Origin of the sequence: Mesorhizobium sp. Root552, assembly GCF_001427285.1 — a bacterium.
GTDB lineage: Bacteria > Pseudomonadota > Alphaproteobacteria > Rhizobiales > Rhizobiaceae > Mesorhizobium.
The window spans coordinates 367,013-386,689 of record NZ_LMFV01000012.1; the positions used below are offsets into that span (position 1 = coordinate 367,013).

Sequence of the window (19,677 nt, forward strand, 5' to 3'; positions counted from 1 at the left end):
ACTTTCGCTTCCCGATCCGAGGCCGCCTGCACCGGCAGGCAAAGCATGATCCCGAAAAGTGGATGCCGGTTTTCGGACAAGGTCATGCGCAGGCAAAGAGCATGATCCCGAAAAGTGGATACCGGTTTTCGGACAGGGTCATGCTTAGACAAGGAGCATGATCCCGAAAAGTGGATGCCGGTTTTCGGACAGGATCATGCGCAGGCAAAGAGCATGATCCCGAAAAATGGGTACCGTTTTCGGGAAGATCGTGCCTAAACATGTAGGTGGTGTGAGAGCCCTTGGTTCAGTCCAACATCCGCTTTGAACAGGTCAACAAGTCATTCGGCACGCTGCGTGTCGTCGACGATCTCAACCTCGTCATCGAGCAGGGCGAGTTCGTCAGCCTGCTTGGGCCTTCCGGCTCGGGCAAGACGACTATCCTGATGATGCTGGCGGGCTTCGAAGCCCCGACCAGCGGCACAATCTCGCTCGGTTCGCAACGCATAGACCAGTTGCCGCCGCACAAGCGCAACATGGGCGTCGTGTTCCAGAACTATGCGCTGTTCCCGCATATGGACGTGGCTTCAAACGTGGCCTTTCCGCTGGAGATGCGCGGTACCCCGAAGGCGGAAATCGGCGAGCGGGTGACGCGCGTGCTCGACATGGTGCAACTCGGTGCGCTCAAGGACCGCAAGCCCTCCCAACTCTCCGGCGGCCAGCAGCAGCGCGTGGCGCTGGCGCGCGCGCTGGTGTTCGAGCCCTCGGTGGTGCTGATGGACGAGCCGCTCGGCGCGCTCGACAAGCAGTTGCGAGAGCAGATGCAGCTCGACATCCGCGCCCTGCATCGCCGGCTCGGCCTGACCATCGTCTTCGTCACGCATGACCAGTCGGAAGCGCTTACCATGTCCGACCGCATCGCCGTGTTCAATCGCGGCAAGATCGAGCAGATCGGCAGCCCGCGCGAAATCTACGACCAGCCGCATTCGCGCTTCGTGGCGCAGTTCATCGGTGAGACCAATCTGGTCGAGGGCACGCTTGCCGAAAACGGCAAGTCAGGTGCAACCGTGGCCTTGCCCGGCGGCGGCCAGATCCGGGTGCAGCCGTCGGGCGCGCAGTTGGCCAGCCAGAAGATACTGGTTTCCGTGCGGCCCGAGCGCATCCGCCTCGACACCGGCAACAAGGCTGACAACAGCTATTCGGCGACCATCACCGATGCCGTCTATCATGGCGATCACCTGCGCATCCAACTCGACGACGATGCCTTCGGCTTCATCGTCAAGGCCGACCGCAAGCAGGCCGAATTGGCGCCGGGCGACCGCGTTACCGTCTCGTTCTCGGCTTCCGATTGCTGGATGCTGCCGGCATGAGCGAGGCAGCGGCCCGCACCCGGCTCGGCGCGTTGGCGCTTGTCGCGCCGCTGGTCCTGTTTCTTGCGCTGTTCTTTGCCTGGCCGCTCGTCTCCATGCTGAAGGAATCGGTGTCCGATCCCGTCGGGTCGCGCGCCTTTCCGCTCACTGCCGAAGCCGCCGCCGGATGGGACCGCCAGTCGGAGCCGCCGGATGCGCTCAAGCAGGCCTTCGTGGAAGATTTGCGCAACATCGACGACCAGCAATTGCTGGGCGATGCCGTGCGCCGGCTGAACAGCGCGCAGAACGGCTTCCGGACATTGATGGGCAAGACCGTGCGCGCAGCACAGGAACAGAGCGGTCCGCTCGATCTGGCTGCCATCGATGCCAAGTGGACCGATGTGCGCTTCTGGCGTGCGGTGGTGGATTCCACCAACCCCTATACAGACCGCAACCTGCTCGCGGCACTCGACTACCAGCGCGATGCCACCGGCAAGGTGGTGGCGCTTCCCGCGGATGCCTCGGCCAACACCGCGATCCTGATCCGCACCTTGTGGATCGGCGCGGTGGTCACCATCGCCTGCGCGCTGATCGGCCTGCCTTACGCCATGCTGGCGGTGTCGCTGACCGGGTGGAAGCGGCAACTTCTGCTCGGCGCCGTGCTGCTTCCGTTGTGGACATCATTGCTGGTGCGCACCGCTGCGTGGTTCATCCTGTTGCAGGAAAAGGGCCTCATCAATGACACGCTGATCAGCCTCGGCCTCATCAGCGGCCCGCTGCCGCTGATCTTCAACCGGCTTGGCGTGGTCATCGCCATGACGCATGTGCTGTTGCCGTTCATGGTGCTGCCGATCTATTCGGTGCTGCTTGCAATTCCGAAGAACCTGATGCCGGCTGCCGCCTCGCTCGGCGCGCCGCCGTGGCGGGCGTTCCTGCGCGTGCTCTTGCCGCTCAGCCTGCGCGGCGTGGTGTCCGGCTCGCTGCTCGTGTTCATGACGGCCATCGGCTACTACATCACGCCGGCCCTGATCGGCGGGGCGCAGGACCAGATGATTTCCTCTGTCATCGCCTTCTATGCCATCGGCTCGGCAAACTGGGGCATGGCGGGTGCGCTCGGCGCCATTCTTCTGGTGGCGACGCTGGCGCTCTACGCCGTCTACGGCCGCCTGTCCTCAGATCGCGGGGGCCTGTGATGCGGCTTATCGATATTGCGCGATTGGTGTTCGGTGTGCTGGCCGTTGTGTTCCTGATCGCGCCGCTCATCGCCATCCTGCCGCTCGCCTTCACCTCCAGCGTCTTTCTCACCTATCCGATCCCGGACTATTCGATGCGTTGGTTTCGCGAATTGTTCGTGGCCGACGTTTGGCGGCTTTCCATCGTCAACAGCTTGATCGTCGGCACCGGCACGACGATCCTCGCCGGCGTCCTTGGAACAATGGCAGCGCTTGGCCTGCGCAACAGCGGCCTCCTATTGCCAGGCCTGTTCCGCACCGCCTTTCTCCTGCCGATGGTGGTGCCGGCGGTGGTGCTCGGCGTCGGCATGCAGGTGTTCTTCGTCCAGATCGGTTTTGCCAATACCTATGCCGGCGTCATCTGCGCCCACACGGTCGTCGCCGTTCCGTTCGTGGTGGTCTCAGTCTCGGCGTCGCTCGCCGGCATCGACCGGCGCGTCGAACGGGCCGCGCTCAGCCTCGGCGCCTCGCCGTTCACCGTCTTTCGCCGGGTCACTTTTCCGCTTGCCTTGCCGGGCATCCTGTCCGGTGCGGTGTTCGCCTTCGCCACCTCGCTCGACGAAGTGGTGCTCACTCTGTTTGTCGCCGGGCCCAACCAGCGCACTCTGGCGCGTCAGATGTTTTCCACCATCCGCGAGAACATCAGCCCGGCCATCGCCGCCGCCGCCTTCCTGTTCATCGTCGGCACGCTTCTGGTGGCTCTCGTCGCCCTGTTGATCCGCAGGCGCGCTTCGCAGGCCAAGCAGCCGGCCTGAGCGCCAGAATTCACATGCCGCGTGCGGACGGCCCCATGCCGTAGGATTCGCTGCGCTCGACGGCGCGGTAGAAATCGGCAAGCTGCTTGCCGCGCTCCGGCTTGAAGGTGCGATCCGCCTTGACCAGCGAGGAGATGCGGTCGATGCGGAAGGCGCGGAAATCGTTGCGCATCTCGCACCACGCAACCAGCGTCCACACCTTGCCCCAGAACCACAGGCCGAGCGGGCGGACGTCGCGGGCGGTCGAGCGCCCGGCCTCGTCGCAATAGTCGATGGTCAGCACCTGCCGCTTCTCGACCGCGCGTTCGATGACGTCGATCGATTCGCGCGCGCTGTCGCTCACCACCCACATCGGCGTATGGATTTCGGTGCGTGCGATGCGGTCGCGCTCGGCGTCGGGCAGCACCGCGCCGATCTTGACCAGCGCCTCGTCGGCAGCCCGCGCCATCGCCGCGCCGCCGAAGGCGCGCACCATGCGCGCGCCTGCGACCAGCGCCACGATCTCGTCACGCGTGAACATCAAGGGTGGGAGGTCGAACCCCTCCCGCATCATGTAGCCGACGCCCGCCTCGCCGTCGATCGGCACGCCCGTCGACTGCAGGTCGGCAATGTCGCGATAGATGGTGCGTTCGGAAACCTCGAGCCAGGTGCCGAGCTTCTGCGCGGTGACCAGCCGGCCGCCACGCAGATGCTGCACGATCTGGAAAAGCCTGTCGGCGCGCCGCATATAGTGCTCCCTCGGCGTTTGTCTTTTCATGCAATCCCGGATGGCAGCGCAGTTCCTGCCTGTCCAAGCCTTCCTTTAAGGTTCCAGCCCTTCGCGCTCGCGCTGCTCTCTCACAAACGCTGCGCCGAAGGAAAGCCTTCCCGTCGTCGGCGTCTTTCCGTCCAGCACACGCCAGAACGGCGTCACGTCGGCAATCGCCATGCCGCGCTCGATATCCTCGTTCGCGGCCTCGGCGACGGTCCTCAGATGATAGCCGATTGTCACCGGGCAGGTAACGTCCGCGCCATGCCGTCTTGCCAGCCCCGAGCGCAGTTCGCGCACGCTCAAGGACTGGCCAGTCGGGATGGTGCGGATGAAGTCGTCGACCTGGCGCGGCGTCGGCACCAGCATCGGCTGGCCCTCGACGACGTCGCCCATCGTGCGCGGCGTCGCGCGTATCCCATTCACACCCGGCGTATTCAGCCTGTCGGTCCAGCTTTTCATGGCAATCGGCTCTCAACCGTCCCGGTGCGATTTCGTCTGTGGGCATCTGCCTAGCCTCTACTCTCGCACGATGCTCCTGACAGCATAGTGTCAGGAGATGGCAACAATATCCAATCCCTTCAAGACAGGTTCAGCCTGTTGTCCTCGCCGCGGTGCATGTCGGGCCAGCCGATATCGGCGCGGATTTCCGGCGGCAGCGAATTCAGCAGGCGGACCGTGCGGATCTCGTTGCGGATGGTGCGGACCTTGCCGACATAGTGCTTCATGGTGTTGAAAATCCCGGTCGTATGCATGACGGCGCTCCTCTTTTTGTGAACGCCGGCATCATCGCACAGGCCTGCTGACAGCAGTCTGTCAGGACGTTTCCAAAACGTTCCGGGATACTATCTGAGCGGCCACACCATCATCAGCATCGGCACGGCGACGGCAATAACCAACAGCGACAGCGGCAGGCCGAGCCGCTGGTAGTCGGAGAAGCGGTAGCCGCCCGGCCCCATCACCAGCGTGTTGCACTGGTGGCCGATGGGCGTGAGGAAATCGCAGCCCGCGCCGATCGCCACGGCCATCAGGAAAGCTTCCGGCTGGTAGCCGAGCGTGGTGGCGAAGCCGGAAGCGATCGGCGCCATCACCAGCACGGTCGCGGCGTTGTTCAGGAACGGCGTCACCATCATCGCCGCGATCAGGATCAGCGTCAGCGCACCATATCCTGGCAGGACCTGGCCGAACTCGGCCAGCAAGGTGGCGATCAGGCCGGTCGCGCCAGTGGAGCGCAGCGAGTCGCTGACCGGGATCAGCGCCGCCAGCATGACGAGGATCGGGCCGTCGAGGGCGTTGTAGACATCGCGCACGGGAATGACGCGGGTCAGCACCATCATCACCGCCGCGCCGAAGAAGGCGACCGTCACCGGCAGGATGCCGAGCGCCGTCGATCCCATCGCCGCGATCAGGATCAAAAGCGGCACGATGCCGTTCCTGACATTGCCCAGCAGCAAAGGCCGCTCGGCCAGCGGCAGAAGCGCGAAGTCGCGCAGGAACTGCGGCAACGCGTTGCGTTCGCCCTGGATTACCACGACATCGCCGAAGCGCAGGGTGATCGCGCCGAGGCGCTGGTTCAGCCGTTCGCCGCTGCGGCTCACCGCCAGCAGGTTGATGTTGAAGCGGTCGTAAAGCAAAAGATGCTTGGCCGACCAGCCGATCAGGCTCGAGCGCTCGGTGATGACCGCCTCTACCGCCACGGTTTCGGCGGTGCTGTCCGGCGTTCGCTCGTCGCCGAGCTTGAGCTTCGCCTGCGCCACCAGCCGGTCCAGCGCTTCCGGACCGCCTTCGATCAGCAAGATGTCGCCGACCTTCAGCACGGCATCGGGCAAGGGAGCGATGCGCAACCCGGCGCCGCGCAGGATCGAGGTGATCACCGCTTCGCCCGCCGAGACTTTCAAGAGATTGGCCAGAGGCTTGTCGGCAACGGTCGAATCCTGGGTCACCCTAGCCTCGGCCGAATAATCCTTGATTGCGACGGCTTCCTGCAGCGAGGCTTCCTGCCGCTCGCGCTGCGGCACCAGCCAGTAGAACAGGGTCAGGAACACGCAGCCCGCCACCGTCAGCGCCAGTCCGACCGGGGTGAAGTCGAACATGGAAAACGGCGTGCCCGTCAGTTCGTCGCGCAGCCGCGATACCACGATGTTCGGCGAGGTGCCGATCTGCGTCATCAGCCCGCCCAGCAGCGAGGCGAAGGCCATCGGCATCAGGAACGTCGAGGGCGAGACATTGGCGCGCCGCGCGAACTGGAAGGCGATGGGGATCATGATTGCCAGCGCGCCGATGTTCTTGACGAAGGCCGACAGCACCGCGACCGTCACCACCAGCAGTGCAAGCTGGGCGCGTACGGAGCTGACATTGGGCGCGAAGCGCTGGATGGCGAATTCCATGATGCCGCTGCGCGCCACGCCGGCACTGACCAGAAGCGCGCTGCCGACAATGATGACGATGTCATCGCTGAAGCCCGAAAATGCCTTGTCGAATGGAACGATGCCAACGGCTATGGCCAAAAGCAGCGAGCCGGTCGCGACGAGGTCGTAGCGCACGCGGCCCCAGACGAACGCCCCCATCATCAGCGCTATGACGGCAAAGGAAAGGATCTGGGGCAGCGTCAGCATGAAACTCCCGGCATGGGATCGAGAAACATCGCCGCCAGCTTTTGGTTGCAGGCGGCGAGGTGATTCATGCTGGGTTTCTTACGGCATGGCAGGGCGGCTGTTTAGTGCCGAATTTTTCTAGACCCCTATGCCGCGCGCCTTCAGCGCCTCGGTGATCTCGTCCAGTATCGCCGGATCGTCGATGGTCGCCGGCATCTTCCACTCTTCCTTGTCGGCGATCTTCTGCATGGTGCCGCGCAGCACCTTGCCTGAGCGCGTCTTGGGCAGGCGCTTGATGGTCACCACCGTCTTGAAGGCGGCAACGGGGCCGATGCGGTCGCGCACCAATGCGATCGCTTCCTTCTCGATTGCAGAGCGGTCGCGCGCCACGCCGGCATTCAGCACGACGAGGCCAAGCGGCGATTGTCCCTTCAGTTCATCGGCGATGCCGATCACCGCGCATTCGGCGACGTCCGGGTGTTCGGCCAGCACTTCCTCCATCGCACCGGTGGAAAGCCGGTGGCCGGCAACGTTGATGATGTCGTCGGTGCGAGCCATCACGAACAGGTAGCCGTCATCGTCGAGAATGCCGGCGTCGGCGGTCTTGTAGAAGCCGGGGAACTCGTCGAGATAGGCTTGGTGGAAACGCTTGTCGGCATTCCACAGCGTCGGCAGGCAGGCCGGCGGCAACGGCAGTTTCAGCACCACGTTGCCCAGCGTGCCGTTCGGCACTTCGTGGCCGGCATCGTTCAGGATGCGGATGTCGTAGCCCGGCATCGGCACGCCGGGCGAACCGTATTTCACCGGCAGCATGCCCAGTCCCACCGGGTTCTGGGTGATCGGCGCGCCGGTCTCGGTCTGCCACCAGTGGTCGATCACCGGAACGCCCAGCCTCTGCTCGGCCCACTTGATCGTTTCGGGGTCGGCGCGTTCGCCGGCCAGGAACAAGGTGCGGAATTTCGACAGATCGTATTTCGGGATGAACTCGCCCTTGGGGTCCTGCCCCTTGATGGCGCGGAAAGCGGTCGGCGCGGTAAACAGCGCCGCCACGCCGTGCTGCTCTATGACGCGCCAGAAGGTGCCGGCATCGGGCGTGCCCACCGGCTTGCCTTCGAACATCACCGTCGTGCAGCCATGGAGCAACGGGGCATAGACGATGTAGGAATGGCCAACGACCCAGCCGACATCGGAAGCCGCCCAGAACACTTCGCCCGGCTTGATGCCGAACTCGTTGTCCATCGACCATTTCAGCATCACCATGTGGCCGCCATTGTCGCGGATCACGCCCTTCGGCTGGCCGGTGGTGCCGGAGGTGTAGAGCACATAGAGCGGATCGGTGGAGGCGACGGCCACGCAATCGACATTGGCTCCAGCCGCCTTTTCGCGCGCTACCGCGTCGGCATAGTCGATGTCGCGGCCTTCGATCAGGTCGCAGCGCAGTTGCTCGCGCTGGACGACGATGCAGCGTTCCGGCTTGTGGCTGGCAAGCTCGATCGCCTCGTCGAGCAAGGGCTTGTAGGCAATGGTGCGGCTCGGCTCGATGCCGCAGGAGGCCGAGATCACCGCCTTCGGCTGGGCGTCCTCGATGCGGGTGGCAAGCTCGCGCGCGGCGAAACCGCCGAACACCACGGAGTGGATGGCGCCAAGGCGGGCGCAGGCCAGCATGGCGAAGGCCGCTTCTGCGATCATCGGCATGTAGATGATGACGCGGTCGCCCTTGCCGATGCCCTGGTTCTTCAAGACCGAGGCCAGCGCCACCACTTCGCGCTTCAGTTCGGCATAGGTGAACTTGCGCACCGTGCCGGCAATGGCGCTGTCATGGATCAGCGCAAGCTGGTCGGCCCGCCCGCCGGCGACGTGGCGGTCGACCGCGTTGTAGCAGGTGTTGCAGGTGGCGCCCGGAAACCAGCGGCCATAGACGCCGCTCTGCGCCTCGAAGACCTTTTCGAAGGGCGTGAACCAGTCCACCTCGCGCGCGGCTTCGGCCCAGAATGCGTCGGGATCACGCTTCCAGTCGGCGTAGACCTGATGATAACGCGATTGCATGCCTGTTCCTCCGAGCGGCCTTGATAGTCGACCCTATCTAGCGGCTCGGCAAGGCCATCGTCTATCTGACTTAGGTTTAGGCTTTTATGGCGCGAGGGCTTGCATCTTCTGGCTTTGACAGTTCGCCGCGATGCTGCTCAAAGGCTGGATCGAAACGGCAGCATTCTAAAATGACCAAAATCCTCGCCTTCGTCATCCTCGCCCTGATGGTCATCCAGTTGATCAAGCCGCTTGGCTGGCCGGGCCTCAAGCGCCGTTCCGATTTCTGGAAGCTGGCGCTTCTGGCAATCGCCGCGATTTCATTTGCCGCGGTGGCCGGGCACTGGTCCTGATCTTTCTGCGGCCGCTCAGCCGTTGACGAAATAATAGGCGGCAAGCAGCAGGCCGACGACGATTACGATGCCGCGCACCACCGATTGCGGCACGCGCCGCGCTGTCCACACGCCGGCATAGCCGCCGACGGCGACGCCCGGCACCATGGCGGCAGCCTGCAACCAGGCGATGACGCCGCCCGACACGAAGATGACGATGGCGACGCTGGCGATGATGATCGACAGCATGTTCTTCAGGGCGTTCATGCGGTGATAGCTGCCGCCTTCGGTCAATCCGAGCGTGGCCAGCATCATCACCCCCATGCCGGCGCCGAAAAAGCCGCCATAGATGGCGGTGAAGAACTGGACGATGCGTCCGGCAAGCGTCGGCTTTGCGTCGTCGCTCTGATCGTCGCGCGCGGCGGGGCGCAGCCACGGGCCGACGGCAAAAAGCGCCGTGGCGGCAATCAGAAGCCACGGCACCATGGCGCTGAACGACTGGTTGTCGAGGGCGAGCAGGATCAACGATCCGATCAGGGCTCCGATGATCGAGATCACGGCGAAGGCGATCGCGCCGCGCCACATGCGCTTGATGTCTTTCCAATAGGCCAGCGTGGAGGTGACATAGCCCGGCAACTGCGCGATCGACGAGGTCGCATTGGCAACGATCGGCGGCATTCCGACCAGCGTCAGCGCGCCGAAGGTCAGGAAAGTGCCGCCGCCGGCAATGGCGTTGACGATGCCTGACAGAAGGCCGGCGATGAAAAGGATGAAAGCGTCGAGAAATGTCACGGAAAAAGCCTGCTATGCGGTATATGCTCGTGGTGGTACGGCGTGCGCGCGACAATGCGTCACCGACGCCAGGGAGGCCATGCGCCTTTCGTCTGCGGGAGGCAAGGCGATAAAAGTTCGGCATCGCTGGTGACAAAGCCGTTGCAATGGTGTATCGCCGCGCCCGTACTGGAAGAAAAATCTTCCGGATTGCAATAACCCGTCAACGATTGGCGGTGCAATCGCCCCTGCCGGATGTCTTCGGATAGATGGCATAGCCAAGCGGTCATTTGAACTGCAAGGCGAGAGCAGGGCGCTCTGACTGTCGGAAGAACAAGAAGTGGATAAAACGATGGATATCATCCGTCAGCTCGAGGCCGAACAGGCCGCCAAGATCGAAGCCAAGCGCAAGCTGCCTGAATTCCAGCCCGGCGACACCGTGCGCGTCCTGGTGCGCGTCACCGAAGGCTCGCGTACCCGCGTCCAGGCCTATGAGGGCGTTGTCATCGCCCGTTCCGGCTCCGGCTTCCAGGAGAATTTCACCGTCCGCAAGATTTCCTACGGCGAAGGCGTGGAGCGCGTGTTCCCGGTCTACTCGCCGATGGTCGAGGGCGTCGAGATCGTGCGCCGCGGCAAGGTGCGCCGCGCCAAGCTCTATTACCTGCGTGACCGTCGCGGCAAGTCGGCCCGCATCACCGAAAACACCGGCGTTCGCGCCCGCAAGCTGAACGATGCCGAGCGCGATGCGCTGAACGCCGAGAAGGCCCGCATCGAAGCCGAGAAGATCGCAGCCGCCGAGGCGCTTGCCGTCGAGAAGGCTGCACAGGACGCCGCCGAGAAGAAGGCTGCAGAGGCAGCCGCCGCGGAAGCCGCTGCCGCCACCGCGGAATAAGCTTCTTCGCTGATCTCTTGAAAAAGGCGGCTTCGGCCGCCTTTTTTATTGCTGCCGCTTTTGCTGGAGGGACGACATGGACGATTTCTTGCGCGCCAACCGGCTGAACTGGGACAATCGCGCCGAGCTTCACGCCACCGATACCACCGGCAGCTATCGCATTGCTGCCGTGCTTGGCGGCGGCTCCTCCCTGCATGCGCTGGAAGCCGGCGAGATCGGCGACATCGCCGGCAAGGATATCGTCCATCTGCAATGCCATATCGGGCTCGACACGCTGAGCCTCAGGCACCTTGGCGCGGCAAGCGTCACCGGGCTCGACTTTTCGCCCGCCGCCATCGCCGCCGCGCGCGGTTTCGCCGCAAAAGCCGGCACAGAGGCGCGTTTCGTCGAGGCGTCCGTCTATGATGCCGCTGAGGCGCTCGGACAGACCTACGACATGGTGTTCGTCACCTGGGGCGCGATCAACTGGCTGCCGGACATCTTCCGCTGGGCGAAGGTCGTCGCCTCTTTGCTCAGGCCCGGAGGCCGGCTCTACCTGCTCGAAGGCCATCCGATGATGAACCAGTTGGAGGCGCGGGACGGCCACCTCGACATCGAGTTCGGCTGGCGCACGCCGCTTGCCGATCCGCTCGCCTTCGACGATGTGCAGACCTACACCGGCGACGAGCGGGCGCTGTCGCACACGCGCTGCTACGAGTGGATCCACCCGCTGTCGGATATCGTCAACGCGCTGCTTCAGGCCGGCCTTTCGCTCGATTTCCTCAACGAGCACGAGGTGGTCGTATGGAAGGCATTCCCCTTCGTCGTGGAGACGGGCGAGGACCAGTTCGAGCTGCCGGCGGGCATGCCGCGCATTCCGATGTCGTTCTCGCTCGGCGCCACCAAACGAGCCTGACACGGGAAAAGCGGTTTCCCCTTACCGGCGGTTGTGGAACGGGCCGTCTTGCAAGGTGCGGTCAGGCGGATAATGTTACCCGGTTTATTGCTGCTGGGGAGCGCGCCATGCTGAAATCGAAGCTTGTCCTTGCCGGCCTGTTGGCCGTTTTCCTCGTCCCTGTCGCCGCGTTTGCGCAAAGCCTGCCCGATCTCGGCGGCCGCACCGTGTCGGTCGTGGCGGAAAACGCCTATCCGCCGCTGCAGTTCGTCGATCCCAAGACCGGCGACCAGAAGGGCTGGGAATATGACGCGATGGACGAGATCGCCAAGCGCCTCAACTTCAAGATCGAGTACAGCGCGACCTCATGGGACGCGATGATCCAGGCGGTCGCAGACAACCAGTACAACATCGGCATGAACGGCATCACCATCAATGACGAGCGCAAGGCCAAGGTCGATTTCTCCGACCCCTACATGCGCTCCGAGCAGTTCATGCTGGTGCGTTCCGACGAAACCCGCTTCACCGACGCCAAGACCTTCGGCGCGTTCAAGGACGGCCTGATCGGCGCACAGGCCGGCACCACGCCCTTCTACACCGCCGTCTACAGCGTCCTCGACGGCAATGAGCAGAACCCGCGCATCAAGCTGTTCGAGACCTTCGGCGCCAGCGTTCTGGCGCTCATCTCGGGCGACGTGGACACGGTCCTCACCGATGGCACAGCCGGCAAGGGCTATGTCGAGAATTCCGGCGGCGGGCTGAAGCTGATCGGCGGGCCGCTCGGCACCGAGGATTTCGGCTTCATCTTCCCGAAGAACTCCGACCTCGTCGCCCCCATCAACGCCGCAATCGCCGAACTGAAGAAGGACGGCACCTTGGACGCTTTGACCAAGAAGTGGTTCCTCGACTACAAGCTCGGCGAATGATCTTCGAGCTGGTTCCAATTCATGATCGCCATTGAGGGCCTTGCACCGGGAATCCGCGCGGGTTCCCGCTAGATGCCGCAACCCCTGAAGCTGCAAAAGCCGGATTTCCCGTGGTGGCTAGTTGCCGCCGGGCTTCTGGCCGCCGCCGCCGCCCTATCCATCGCGGAGAGCGATCTCTATTCGCAGGTGTTCGCCACCGTCGCCAAGGGCATCGGCATCACCATCTTCGTCACCACGGTCGCCTTCGTCCTGGCCTCCGCTATCGGCCTCGGCATCGCGCTGATGGCGCTGTCGGGCTCGCGGCTGCTTCGTCAGGCAGCGCGCTTCTATGTCGAGATCATCCGCGGCATACCGATGCTGGTGCTCCTGTTCTGGATCGCCTTCGCCGGTGCGCCGGCGCTGGTCGCCGCGTGGAACTTCCTCACGCTTCCGCTCCAGCACGCCGGCTTCTTCGAACCGCTCCTGGTGCGCGACGTCTCCTTGTTGTGGCGAGCGATCATCGCGCTCACCGTCGGCTATTCCGCCTTCATCGCCGAGGTCTTCCGCGCCGGCATCCAGGCGGTCGATCAGGGCCAGGTCGAGGCGGCCAAGGCGCTCGGCCTGACGCCGTTCCAGCGCTTCCGCCTGATCGTCCTCCCGCAGGCGATCCGCACCATCCTGCCGCCGCTCGGCAACGATTTCGTCGCCATGGTCAAGGATTCGTCGCTGGTCTCCGTCCTCGGCGTCGCCGACATCACGCAGATGGCCAAGATCTATGCGTCGGGCTCGTTCCGCTTCTTCGAAACCTATTCCATCGTCGCCTATATCTACCTCATCCTCACCGTCGGCCTGTCGATTGCGCTGAGGGCGCTGGAAAAGCGCATGCGGCGCGGCCACGACCCTGCGCGCTAGCCTGCCGCATTTGCCTCTCGCCCTGCACCGTCATAGGCTGTCCCGATCCGAGGGCTGGTGGAGGACCGGTGCGATGGATCTGGACAAGGCAAACGCGGCGCTCTGCTCCGTCTATTCGGCGTCCTCGCCGGACGAACTCGCCAAGGCCTATGCCGACTGGGCCGCGACCTATGACAGCGAGACCGCCTCGCTCGGCTATCTCTTGCCCTTCCTCATCACCGCCTGGGTGGCGCGCTATGTCTCGGCCTCTGAAGGGCCGCTGCTCGATGCCGGCTGCGGCACCGGGCTCTCCGGCCCGTCGATGAAGGCGCTCGGCTACCATCGCCTCGCCGGCCTCGACCTGTCCGCCGACATGCTCAAGATCGCCGAAAGCCGCCAGACCTATGACGACCTGCGCCAGGGCACGCTCGGCGAGACGCTGCCGTGGCCCGACGGCCATTTCCGCGCCTTCTTCTCAACCGGCGTGTTCACCATGGGCCATGCGCCGGCCTCCGGCCTCGACGATCTTGTTCGCATCACCAGAAGCGGCGGCCACGCCATCTTCACCGTGCGCGACCAGGTGTTCGACAGCGGCGGCTTTGCCGGCGTCATCGCCACCCTCGAGAAAGAGGGCAAATGGCGGCTGGTCGAGGAAAGCCCCTGGTTCCGCTGCTATGCCGTGACCGAGCCGGAAGCGCGCGTCAAAACCTTCGTGTTCGAGGTTTTGTAAGCCGGCGCGGAACCGCCCGCCGCCCGCGGCGTTGCTTCGACGACAAAACGCCAGGAGCAGGAAAGCGCGCGATGGAACAACTCGTCGAGGAATTCGGCCACCCCACCTTCACCTCCTTCCCGGTCATCGTCGCCCGGCTGGCGCTGGCAGCCCTCCTCGGCGCCGCCATCGGCTTCGAGCGGGAGTGGCAGGCGCGGCCTGCCGGCCTGCGCACGCATATGCTGGTCTGCATCGCCGCCGCCACCTTCGCCATCCTGACCATCGAGATCGTTCATGCGCCGATGTTCACCACCGACGCCATGAAGGAAGCGGTCAAGGTCGATCCGATCCGCGTCGTCGAGGCGGTCACGGCCGGTGTCGCCTTCCTCGCCGCCGGCATCGTCATCTTCACGCGCGGCGAAGTGCATGGCCTGACCACGGGTGCCGGAATGTGGCTGGCCGGGGCCATCGGCGTCGCGGCAGGGCTCGGCCTTTGGCAGATCGCTGCCCTTGCCACCCTCATCGCGCTTGTCGTGCTCAGCGTCCTGCACGTTTTCGAACGCCGCCTGGAGATCGGCAGACCCCCAGGCGGCGAAGCCCCGGCCTCAGGCGGCAAGGCCGGGACCAAGCGTTCGCCTTGAACGCTATTGCTTCATGATCTTGCCCGGCAGGGTGAGGTCGCCGGAAGCGACATCATGCACGCCGGTCACGCACAGAAGCGGGGCCTTGCCCTCGGCGTTCACCTGCAGTTCCGCCGTCACCGCGTCGAAGGAAACGCCTTCGCTGCCCTTCACCGGCACGGTGATCTTCGCAACCTTGCCTTTCAGGCTCGGCGACATGCCGGGGCTGTCCAGCGCCAGCGGCAGCATCGGGGCGGTCGGCGGCAGGAGATCGATGCCCGGCGAAACGTCGAGCACCTTCAGGCCCGCGCCGCAGCCGTCGTCCTTGCCCAGCACCACCCAGTGCGAATGCCAGTCGGCGCCGTCATTGGCCGGGTCGCCGTCGCCGTTTTCGTCGAACAGCGGCGTGTCGTCGAAATCCGGATGCGCGGTGATCGCAAGCGCCAGTATGCCGGACTTTTCGGCAAAGCCCACAGCAGAGGGGTCGAAGCCGGTCGGCCAGACATAGGCCGCCACCTTGGCGCCCTGCAACTTGCCGGTCGCTTCCGGCTTCACCGATCCGGCCTCGCCGGCCACCTCCATCATGAAGGTCGAGAGCCGGCCGTCGGTGGTGGCCGAGGCGGAGGTTATGTCGAACGCCGCCGGCTTCGACGGGTCGATTGCGCTTTCTATGCCGTGGGCGAAGGCCGTCTGGCCAAGCGCCAGCAGCGCTGCCGCCGCCAGGAGAGAGGTTTTCATGGTTTTGTCTCCGATGGTATTGAGTCGATACCATATTGGCATAGCAGGCCGGATTGCGCATTGCAAGATTGGTAGTGTTACGATACTAAGATGCATGTCTCCCGAAAGTGGGAACCGGTTTCGGGACAAAGACATGCATGGAAGGAGCTAAAGCGTGAGAAGCGAAGCAGAAGTCCGCGAGACGCTTTGACAGCAATGCGAAATGACGGCGAAACCATTGAACTGATCGAGCGGCTGGCGCGGCTGGTCACCAACGAGGGCCACGCGCATGGCATGAAGCCGGCGCAGTGGGAGGCGTTGCGCTTCCTTGCCCGCGCCAACCGCTTTTCGCGCACGCCGGGCGGGCTCACCGCCTATCTCGGCCTCACCAAGGGCACGGTGTCGCAAACGCTGATGTCGCTGGAGCGCGCCGGCCTCGTCGAGAAAACCGCCAATCCGGGCGATGGCCGCTCTGTGCGTCTCGACCTGACCGAAAAGGGCAGGGCGCTGTTGCCGCTCGACGGCATGGCGACGATCAAGCAGGCTTTCGAGGCTTTGCCGCTGTCTCTGCGCGCTTCGCTGGGCGATGGTGTCGCGGCGCTGGTCACGTCGGCGCTTGCGGCGCGCTCAGGCCGCGCCTTCGGCATCTGCCGGGATTGCCGCCATTTCGCCGCCGATGCGCGCGGATCGGGCCAGCACTACTGCCGGTTGCTCAAGCAGCCGCTGGAAGACGCCGAAGCCGAGCAGATCTGCCAGGAGCAGGAAGCGGCGTGAGGATGAAAGTCTTGTGCAAATCTGGTGCAAGCAACTATCCCAGCTAAAGTAATCGACCCTGTGAACACCGGGTATGGATGGCATTAATTCTTGCCGGAATTTTTCTTTTTCTGTTCTAGTTGAAGTGAGGGACGAATCGGAAGCTCGCCGCTAGTTGATGCAACAAAGCCAGAAGCCTTTCGCCATGGATTCGCGAGCAATTGAAAAAGCCAAAAGTCGCCTTCGCGTTGCAAAGAAGGCTCTTGCTAACCTACGAACGAGCGAGACGTTTAGGGATTTTTCCGACAATTGGTACGTTTTCCTGACATCGGCAAAAAACATCTATACGGTTCTTGACCAAGGGGCGAAAACTTCACCCCAATCTCGCCAATGGTTCGGTGCAAAGAAACAAATTCGTAAAGATGATCCGCTCCTCCAATATCTGTATGAGGCGCGGAATGATGATGAGCACGGCCTTGGTTCATCCGTGTCATTGAAAGCAGAAAAGCATGAGATAGGCGTATCTTTGCCCGGATATAGCAACTCAATAGTTTTGAATGGAGGGCCATTTAGAAACGTAAGGATCAGTGGTTTTGGCACGGCGGTCGTTTTTGAGGGCGTGTCTCCACCACGTGATTTGAAGGTAACTTCGCTAGATGGAAAGCCCATACTCGCAAGACGGACACCTGCCACGACAGTTTTGGCAGAAATTGCCGCGCGAGGAGATCGCAAGTATTCGCCTCCAACAAGCCACTTGGGTAAAGAAATTCCAGACGCCTCACCAACCGGCGTTGCAGATATGGCAATTTCCTATCTGGAAGGGCTGCTGAAAGAGGCAGAACGCCTAACACAATCTACGCAGGGCTAACGCGCTCAGGCATACGGCCCATTTGCCTATCAAATCCGCTTCAGTGCAGAAGTCTGTCCCGTGTTTTAGGTCGCGCATGTGTTTGAGGAGATCGTAGAACAACTCAGCGCGCTGCCCCAGCAATCCCAACCACTTAACCCCTTTTCTATTCACGCCCTCAAAACCTCCTTCATACTCCGTCGCAGTTTCTCTCTTGGGAAAGCGGTGTCGCGACGGCGCAATCGTGGGAGAGGAACCGGCGCCTCGGAGGCGGGCTAACGTGGCTCGCGCCGGGGAGGTTTGGTCTGCCCCCCACGAAGGGACCGGTTGCGTCCTGTGCAGCGTTGAAAGGGGACGCGCTAGGCTGGCCGAGCGTTGCCCTCACCTTAGCAGCGGCATCTTCTAGGAGAGCCTGTGAGGGGACACGGCAGTTGATGAAAGCGGGCGGATTTGAAATCTTAAAACGCCGGACGGGCGGTCAGGGGACCGCACATACCTACTAAAACGAGCGATCGCCTGACCGCCCGTCTTCCCGACCTCACAACAGGGGTCAGTTCTTTGACAATGGCCAGACGCGAAAGCGGGCGTGGCAATGATAAAGTGCAACCTTGGTCAGCCGTCCGGCCATTCCTCGGGTTCCCCGCCAGCGACGAGCGAAGCGAGCGAGCTTAAAGGCGGGGCAAAGACTCCCAGACGGCTTTAGCCGGGCGTGGCAATGAACAAGCACACCCGTCTCTTCGTCATCCTAGGGCGGAGCAGGCCCGAAGGCCGTCGCGGAGACCCTAGGATCCATGCCGTTACGAGGCGGCAGTGCGCAAAGGGTGAAGAAGACGGCTCTCATTTTGAACCCCTACACATGTCCCAACCCTCACGGCATGGATCCTCGGGTCGCGCCTTTCGCTACGCTCAGGCTTGCCCGAGGATGACGAAGGCAAAAAGACGTTCCATGCAATGATGCCCCCCATCCAGCCGGCAATTGCCGAGGGCGGAAAAGATTGATATGAGCGAGGCCATGGAAGAGCTGTTCGGAGACCCGTCCTACAAGGGCTTCGTGCTGCAGGACAAGAAGCGCCTGCCAGCGCGCTTTTTTGCGTGCATTTCGGGCGCGCTCGCCAGCCGGCTTTCCTGAGCCGGTCCGCCTTCATGCCGGCGCAGCCGGTTTTCGCTTCCAAACTTTGACATCGACGGATTTACGCACATGAGCGCCCCTTCTGAACCCAAATTGCGCACCCTCTACGACAAGATTTTCGACGATCACGTGGTTGACCGGCAGGACGACGGCACCTGCCTGCTCTACATCGACCGCCACCTCGTCCATGAAGTGACCAGCCCGCAGGCGTTCGAAGGCCTGCGCATGACCAACCGCAAGGTGCGCCATCCCGAGCGCACGCTGGCCGTGGTCGATCACAACGTGCCGACCTCGCCGGACCGCGTCAACGGCATCAAGAACGAGGAAAGCCGCATCCAGGTCGAGGCGCTGGCCAAGAACGCCGCCGACTTCGGCGTCGAATATTATTCCGAGAAGGACCGCCGCCAGGGCATCGTCCACATCATCGGGCCGGAGCAGGGCTTTACCCTGCCGGGCATGACCATCGTCTGCGGCGACAGTCACACCTCCACCCACGGCGCGTTCGGCGCGCTGGCGCACGGCATCGGCACGTCCGAGGTCGAGCATGTGCTGGCAACGCAGACGCTGATCCAGCGCAAGGCCAAGAACATGCTGGTGCGCGTCGATGGCCAGTTGCCGGCCGGCGTCACCGCCAAGGACATCATCCTCGCCATCATCGGCGAGATCGGCACCGCCGGCGGCACCGGCTACGTCATCGAATATGCCGGCGAAGCGATCCGCTCGCTGTCGATGGAAGGCCGCATGACCATCTGCAACATGTCGATCGAAGGCGGCGCGCGCGCCGGCCTGATCGCGCCGGACGAAACCACCTTCGCCTATGTCAAGGACAAGCCGCGCGCGCCCAAGGGTGCTGCGTGGGACATGGCGCTCGACTACTGGAAGACGCTCCAGACCGACGAAGGCGCGCATTTCGACAAGGTCGTGGTGCTCGACGCTGCCGCGCTGCCGCCCATCGTCACCTGGGGCTCGTCGCCGGAGGACGTCGCCTCGGTGCTCGGCACCGTGCCCGATCCCAATGAGATCGAGGACGAGAACAAGCGCAATTCAAAGATCCGCGCGCTCGAATATATGGGCCTTTCCGCCGGCACGAAGATCACCGACATCGAGGTCGATCGCGTCTTCATCGGCTCCTGCACCAATGGCCGCATCGAGGATCTGCGCGCCGTTGCCGCCGTCGCCAGGGGCAAGAAGGTCAATGCGCGCGTCAACGCCATGATCGTGCCGGGTTCGGGCCTCGTGAAGGAGCAGGCCGAGGCCGAGGGTCTCGACAAGATCTTCATCGAGGCCGGCTTCGACTGGCGCGAGCCGGGCTGCTCCATGTGCCTTGCCATGAACGACGACCGGCTGAAGCCGCATGAGCGCTGCGCCTCGACCTCGAACCGCAATTTCGAGGGCCGCCAGGGCTTCAAGGGCCGCACCCATCTGGTCTCGCCGGCCATGGCTGCGGCAGCCGCGATTGCCGGACATTTCGTCGATATCCGCGACTGGCAGTAAGTAAAGCCGGCTACAAGGCCGGTCGCAAAGCTCCGGGACTTCGCCGTCCCGGAGCTTTTTA

Annotated in this window: 21 protein-coding genes; 14 read left to right on the forward strand and 7 right to left on the reverse strand. The window is 63.5% G+C overall.

Annotation, left to right across the window (positions count from 1 at the left end; genetic code table 11):
- Positions 1-281 precede the first annotated feature (281 nt).
- The 3 genes from ASD50_RS08090 to ASD50_RS08100 are packed head-to-tail and all read left to right on the forward strand — an operon-like array spanning position 282 to position 3,315.
- Complete coding sequence (locus ASD50_RS08090) at positions 282-1,349, forward strand: ABC transporter ATP-binding protein (protein ID WP_056238592.1); 1,068 nt, start codon at positions 282-284, stop codon at positions 1,347-1,349.
- Positions 1,346-2,521: an ABC transporter permease gene (locus ASD50_RS08095; protein ID WP_056238838.1), complete on the forward strand. Its 1,176-nt coding sequence runs from the start codon at positions 1,346-1,348 to the stop codon at positions 2,519-2,521. Before ASD50_RS08090 ends, ASD50_RS08095 begins: the two co-directional genes overlap by 4 nt.
- Positions 2,521-3,315 carry an ABC transporter permease gene (locus tag ASD50_RS08100; RefSeq protein WP_056238594.1) on the forward strand — a complete coding sequence of 265 codons (795 nt, stop codon included), beginning with the start codon at positions 2,521-2,523 and terminating at the stop codon, positions 3,313-3,315. The genes ASD50_RS08095 and ASD50_RS08100 overlap by 1 nt, the downstream gene beginning before the upstream one ends.
- Before the next feature lie 10 nt (positions 3,316-3,325).
- Here the strand turns inward: ASD50_RS08100 and ASD50_RS08105 are convergent, their stop codons facing one another.
- The 5 genes from ASD50_RS08105 to ASD50_RS08120 all read right to left on the reverse strand — a co-directional run bounded on the left by ASD50_RS08105 (position 3,326) and on the right by ASD50_RS08120 (position 8,703).
- Positions 3,326-4,042 (reverse strand): helix-turn-helix transcriptional regulator, encoded by a 717-nt coding sequence (locus ASD50_RS08105; protein ID WP_056238600.1) that lies wholly within the window; start codon positions 4,040-4,042, stop codon positions 3,326-3,328.
- A 75-nt stretch (positions 4,043-4,117) separates the two neighbouring features.
- The gene (locus ASD50_RS08110; RefSeq protein WP_056238602.1) at positions 4,118-4,525 is read right to left on the reverse strand and encodes a hypothetical protein; all 408 of its coding nucleotides are present in this window, start codon (positions 4,523-4,525) and stop codon (positions 4,118-4,120) included.
- A gap of 119 nt (positions 4,526-4,644) precedes the next feature.
- On the reverse strand, positions 4,645-4,818 hold the full coding sequence (locus tag ASD50_RS23500) for a hypothetical protein (protein ID WP_164480441.1): 174 nt from the start codon (positions 4,816-4,818) through the stop codon (positions 4,645-4,647).
- 90 nt (positions 4,819-4,908) lie between these two features.
- Entirely contained in the window at positions 4,909-6,675 is a 1,767-nt protein-coding gene (locus ASD50_RS08115) for an SLC13 family permease (RefSeq protein WP_056238841.1), read from the reverse strand.
- A gap of 120 nt (positions 6,676-6,795) precedes the next feature.
- Complete coding sequence (locus tag ASD50_RS08120; protein WP_056238607.1) at positions 6,796-8,703, reverse strand: propionyl-CoA synthetase; 1,908 nt, start codon at positions 8,701-8,703, stop codon at positions 6,796-6,798.
- Positions 8,704-8,873: 170 nt separating this feature from the next.
- Between ASD50_RS08120 and ASD50_RS23505 the strand changes: the two genes are divergently transcribed.
- On the forward strand, positions 8,874-9,035 hold the full coding sequence (locus tag ASD50_RS23505; RefSeq protein ID WP_156464971.1) for a hypothetical protein: 162 nt from the start codon (positions 8,874-8,876) through the stop codon (positions 9,033-9,035).
- Between the two features lie 15 nt (positions 9,036-9,050).
- On the opposite strand, the gene ASD50_RS08125 is transcribed toward ASD50_RS23505, so the two are convergent.
- Positions 9,051-9,806, reverse strand: coding sequence for a sulfite exporter TauE/SafE family protein (locus ASD50_RS08125; protein ID WP_056238613.1), 756 nt, complete (start codon positions 9,804-9,806; stop codon positions 9,051-9,053).
- 331 nt (positions 9,807-10,137) lie between these two features.
- Between ASD50_RS08125 and rplS the strand changes: the two genes are divergently transcribed.
- From rplS to ASD50_RS08155, 6 genes are all read left to right on the forward strand, one after another.
- Complete coding sequence (rplS, locus tag ASD50_RS08130; RefSeq protein ID WP_056238617.1) at positions 10,138-10,677, forward strand: 50S ribosomal protein L19; 540 nt, start codon at positions 10,138-10,140, stop codon at positions 10,675-10,677.
- Positions 10,678-10,753: 76 nt separating this feature from the next.
- Positions 10,754-11,572 (forward strand): class I SAM-dependent methyltransferase, encoded by an 819-nt coding sequence (locus ASD50_RS08135; protein WP_056238619.1) that lies wholly within the window; start codon positions 10,754-10,756, stop codon positions 11,570-11,572.
- Positions 11,573-11,679: 107 nt separating this feature from the next.
- A complete protein-coding gene (locus ASD50_RS08140) occupies positions 11,680-12,477 on the forward strand; it encodes a transporter substrate-binding domain-containing protein (RefSeq protein ID WP_056238623.1) in 798 nt (265 codons plus the stop codon).
- A gap of 72 nt (positions 12,478-12,549) precedes the next feature.
- On the forward strand, positions 12,550-13,368 hold the full coding sequence (locus ASD50_RS08145) for an amino acid ABC transporter permease (RefSeq protein WP_056238626.1): 819 nt from the start codon (positions 12,550-12,552) through the stop codon (positions 13,366-13,368).
- Positions 13,369-13,441: 73 nt separating this feature from the next.
- Positions 13,442-14,077 (forward strand): class I SAM-dependent DNA methyltransferase, encoded by a 636-nt coding sequence (locus ASD50_RS08150; protein WP_056238629.1) that lies wholly within the window; start codon positions 13,442-13,444, stop codon positions 14,075-14,077.
- A gap of 71 nt (positions 14,078-14,148) precedes the next feature.
- Positions 14,149-14,697 carry an MgtC/SapB family protein gene (locus ASD50_RS08155; protein WP_056238631.1) on the forward strand — a complete coding sequence of 183 codons (549 nt, stop codon included), beginning with the start codon at positions 14,149-14,151 and terminating at the stop codon, positions 14,695-14,697.
- Between the two features lie 3 nt (positions 14,698-14,700).
- On the opposite strand, the gene ASD50_RS08160 is transcribed toward ASD50_RS08155, so the two are convergent.
- Complete coding sequence (locus tag ASD50_RS08160; protein WP_056238634.1) at positions 14,701-15,414, reverse strand: hypothetical protein; 714 nt, start codon at positions 15,412-15,414, stop codon at positions 14,701-14,703.
- Between the two features lie 195 nt (positions 15,415-15,609).
- Here ASD50_RS08160 and ASD50_RS08165 point away from each other — a divergent pair, with 195 nt between their 5' ends.
- From ASD50_RS08165 to leuC, 4 genes are all read left to right on the forward strand, one after another.
- Positions 15,610-16,167, forward strand: coding sequence for a MarR family winged helix-turn-helix transcriptional regulator (locus ASD50_RS08165; protein WP_056238637.1), 558 nt, complete (start codon positions 15,610-15,612; stop codon positions 16,165-16,167).
- Positions 16,168-16,351: 184 nt separating this feature from the next.
- Entirely contained in the window at positions 16,352-17,014 is a 663-nt protein-coding gene (locus ASD50_RS22980) for a hypothetical protein (protein ID WP_156464972.1), read from the forward strand.
- Between the two features lie 979 nt (positions 17,015-17,993).
- A complete protein-coding gene (locus tag ASD50_RS24055) occupies positions 17,994-18,122 on the forward strand; it encodes a hypothetical protein (protein WP_274533312.1) in 129 nt (42 codons plus the stop codon).
- 69 nt (positions 18,123-18,191) lie between these two features.
- Complete coding sequence (gene leuC / locus ASD50_RS08170; protein ID WP_056238640.1) at positions 18,192-19,616, forward strand: 3-isopropylmalate dehydratase large subunit; 1,425 nt, start codon at positions 18,192-18,194, stop codon at positions 19,614-19,616.
- The last annotated feature ends 61 nt before the right edge of the window (positions 19,617-19,677 follow it).

What these genes read in the sequence shown, in the direction of transcription:
- rplS (WP_056238617.1), top strand. Translation starts at nt 10,138, where the DNA reads ATGGATATCATCCGTCAGCTCGAGGCCGAACAGGCCGCCAAGATCGAA.
- ASD50_RS08155 (WP_056238631.1), top strand. Translation starts at nt 14,149, where the DNA reads ATGGAACAACTCGTCGAGGAATTCGGCCACCCCACCTTCACCTCCTTC.
- ASD50_RS08140 (WP_056238623.1), top strand. Translation starts at nt 11,680, where the DNA reads ATGCTGAAATCGAAGCTTGTCCTTGCCGGCCTGTTGGCCGTTTTCCTC.
- ASD50_RS23500 (WP_164480441.1), bottom strand. Translation starts at nt 4,818, where the DNA reads ATGCATACGACCGGGATTTTCAACACCATGAAGCACTATGTCGGCAAG.
- ASD50_RS08110 (WP_056238602.1), bottom strand. Translation starts at nt 4,525, where the DNA reads ATGAAAAGCTGGACCGACAGGCTGAATACGCCGGGTGTGAATGGGATA.
- leuC (WP_056238640.1), top strand. Translation starts at nt 18,192, where the DNA reads ATGAGCGCCCCTTCTGAACCCAAATTGCGCACCCTCTACGACAAGATT.
- ASD50_RS08145 (WP_056238626.1), top strand. Translation starts at nt 12,550, where the DNA reads ATGCCGCAACCCCTGAAGCTGCAAAAGCCGGATTTCCCGTGGTGGCTA.
- ASD50_RS08150 (WP_056238629.1), top strand. Translation starts at nt 13,442, where the DNA reads ATGGATCTGGACAAGGCAAACGCGGCGCTCTGCTCCGTCTATTCGGCG.
- ASD50_RS24055 (WP_274533312.1), top strand. Translation starts at nt 17,994, where the DNA reads ATGAGCGAGGCCATGGAAGAGCTGTTCGGAGACCCGTCCTACAAGGGC.
- ASD50_RS08165 (WP_056238637.1), top strand. Translation starts at nt 15,610, where the DNA reads ATGCGAAATGACGGCGAAACCATTGAACTGATCGAGCGGCTGGCGCGG.
- ASD50_RS08100 (WP_056238594.1), top strand. Translation starts at nt 2,521, where the DNA reads ATGCGGCTTATCGATATTGCGCGATTGGTGTTCGGTGTGCTGGCCGTT.
- ASD50_RS08160 (WP_056238634.1), bottom strand. Translation starts at nt 15,414, where the DNA reads ATGAAAACCTCTCTCCTGGCGGCGGCAGCGCTGCTGGCGCTTGGCCAG.
- ASD50_RS23505 (WP_156464971.1), top strand. Translation starts at nt 8,874, where the DNA reads ATGACCAAAATCCTCGCCTTCGTCATCCTCGCCCTGATGGTCATCCAG.
- ASD50_RS08095 (WP_056238838.1), top strand. Translation starts at nt 1,346, where the DNA reads ATGAGCGAGGCAGCGGCCCGCACCCGGCTCGGCGCGTTGGCGCTTGTC.
- ASD50_RS08105 (WP_056238600.1), bottom strand. Translation starts at nt 4,042, where the DNA reads ATGCGGCGCGCCGACAGGCTTTTCCAGATCGTGCAGCATCTGCGTGGC.
- ASD50_RS08135 (WP_056238619.1), top strand. Translation starts at nt 10,754, where the DNA reads ATGGACGATTTCTTGCGCGCCAACCGGCTGAACTGGGACAATCGCGCC.
- ASD50_RS22980 (WP_156464972.1), top strand. Translation starts at nt 16,352, where the DNA reads ATGGATTCGCGAGCAATTGAAAAAGCCAAAAGTCGCCTTCGCGTTGCA.
- ASD50_RS08120 (WP_056238607.1), bottom strand. Translation starts at nt 8,703, where the DNA reads ATGCAATCGCGTTATCATCAGGTCTACGCCGACTGGAAGCGTGATCCC.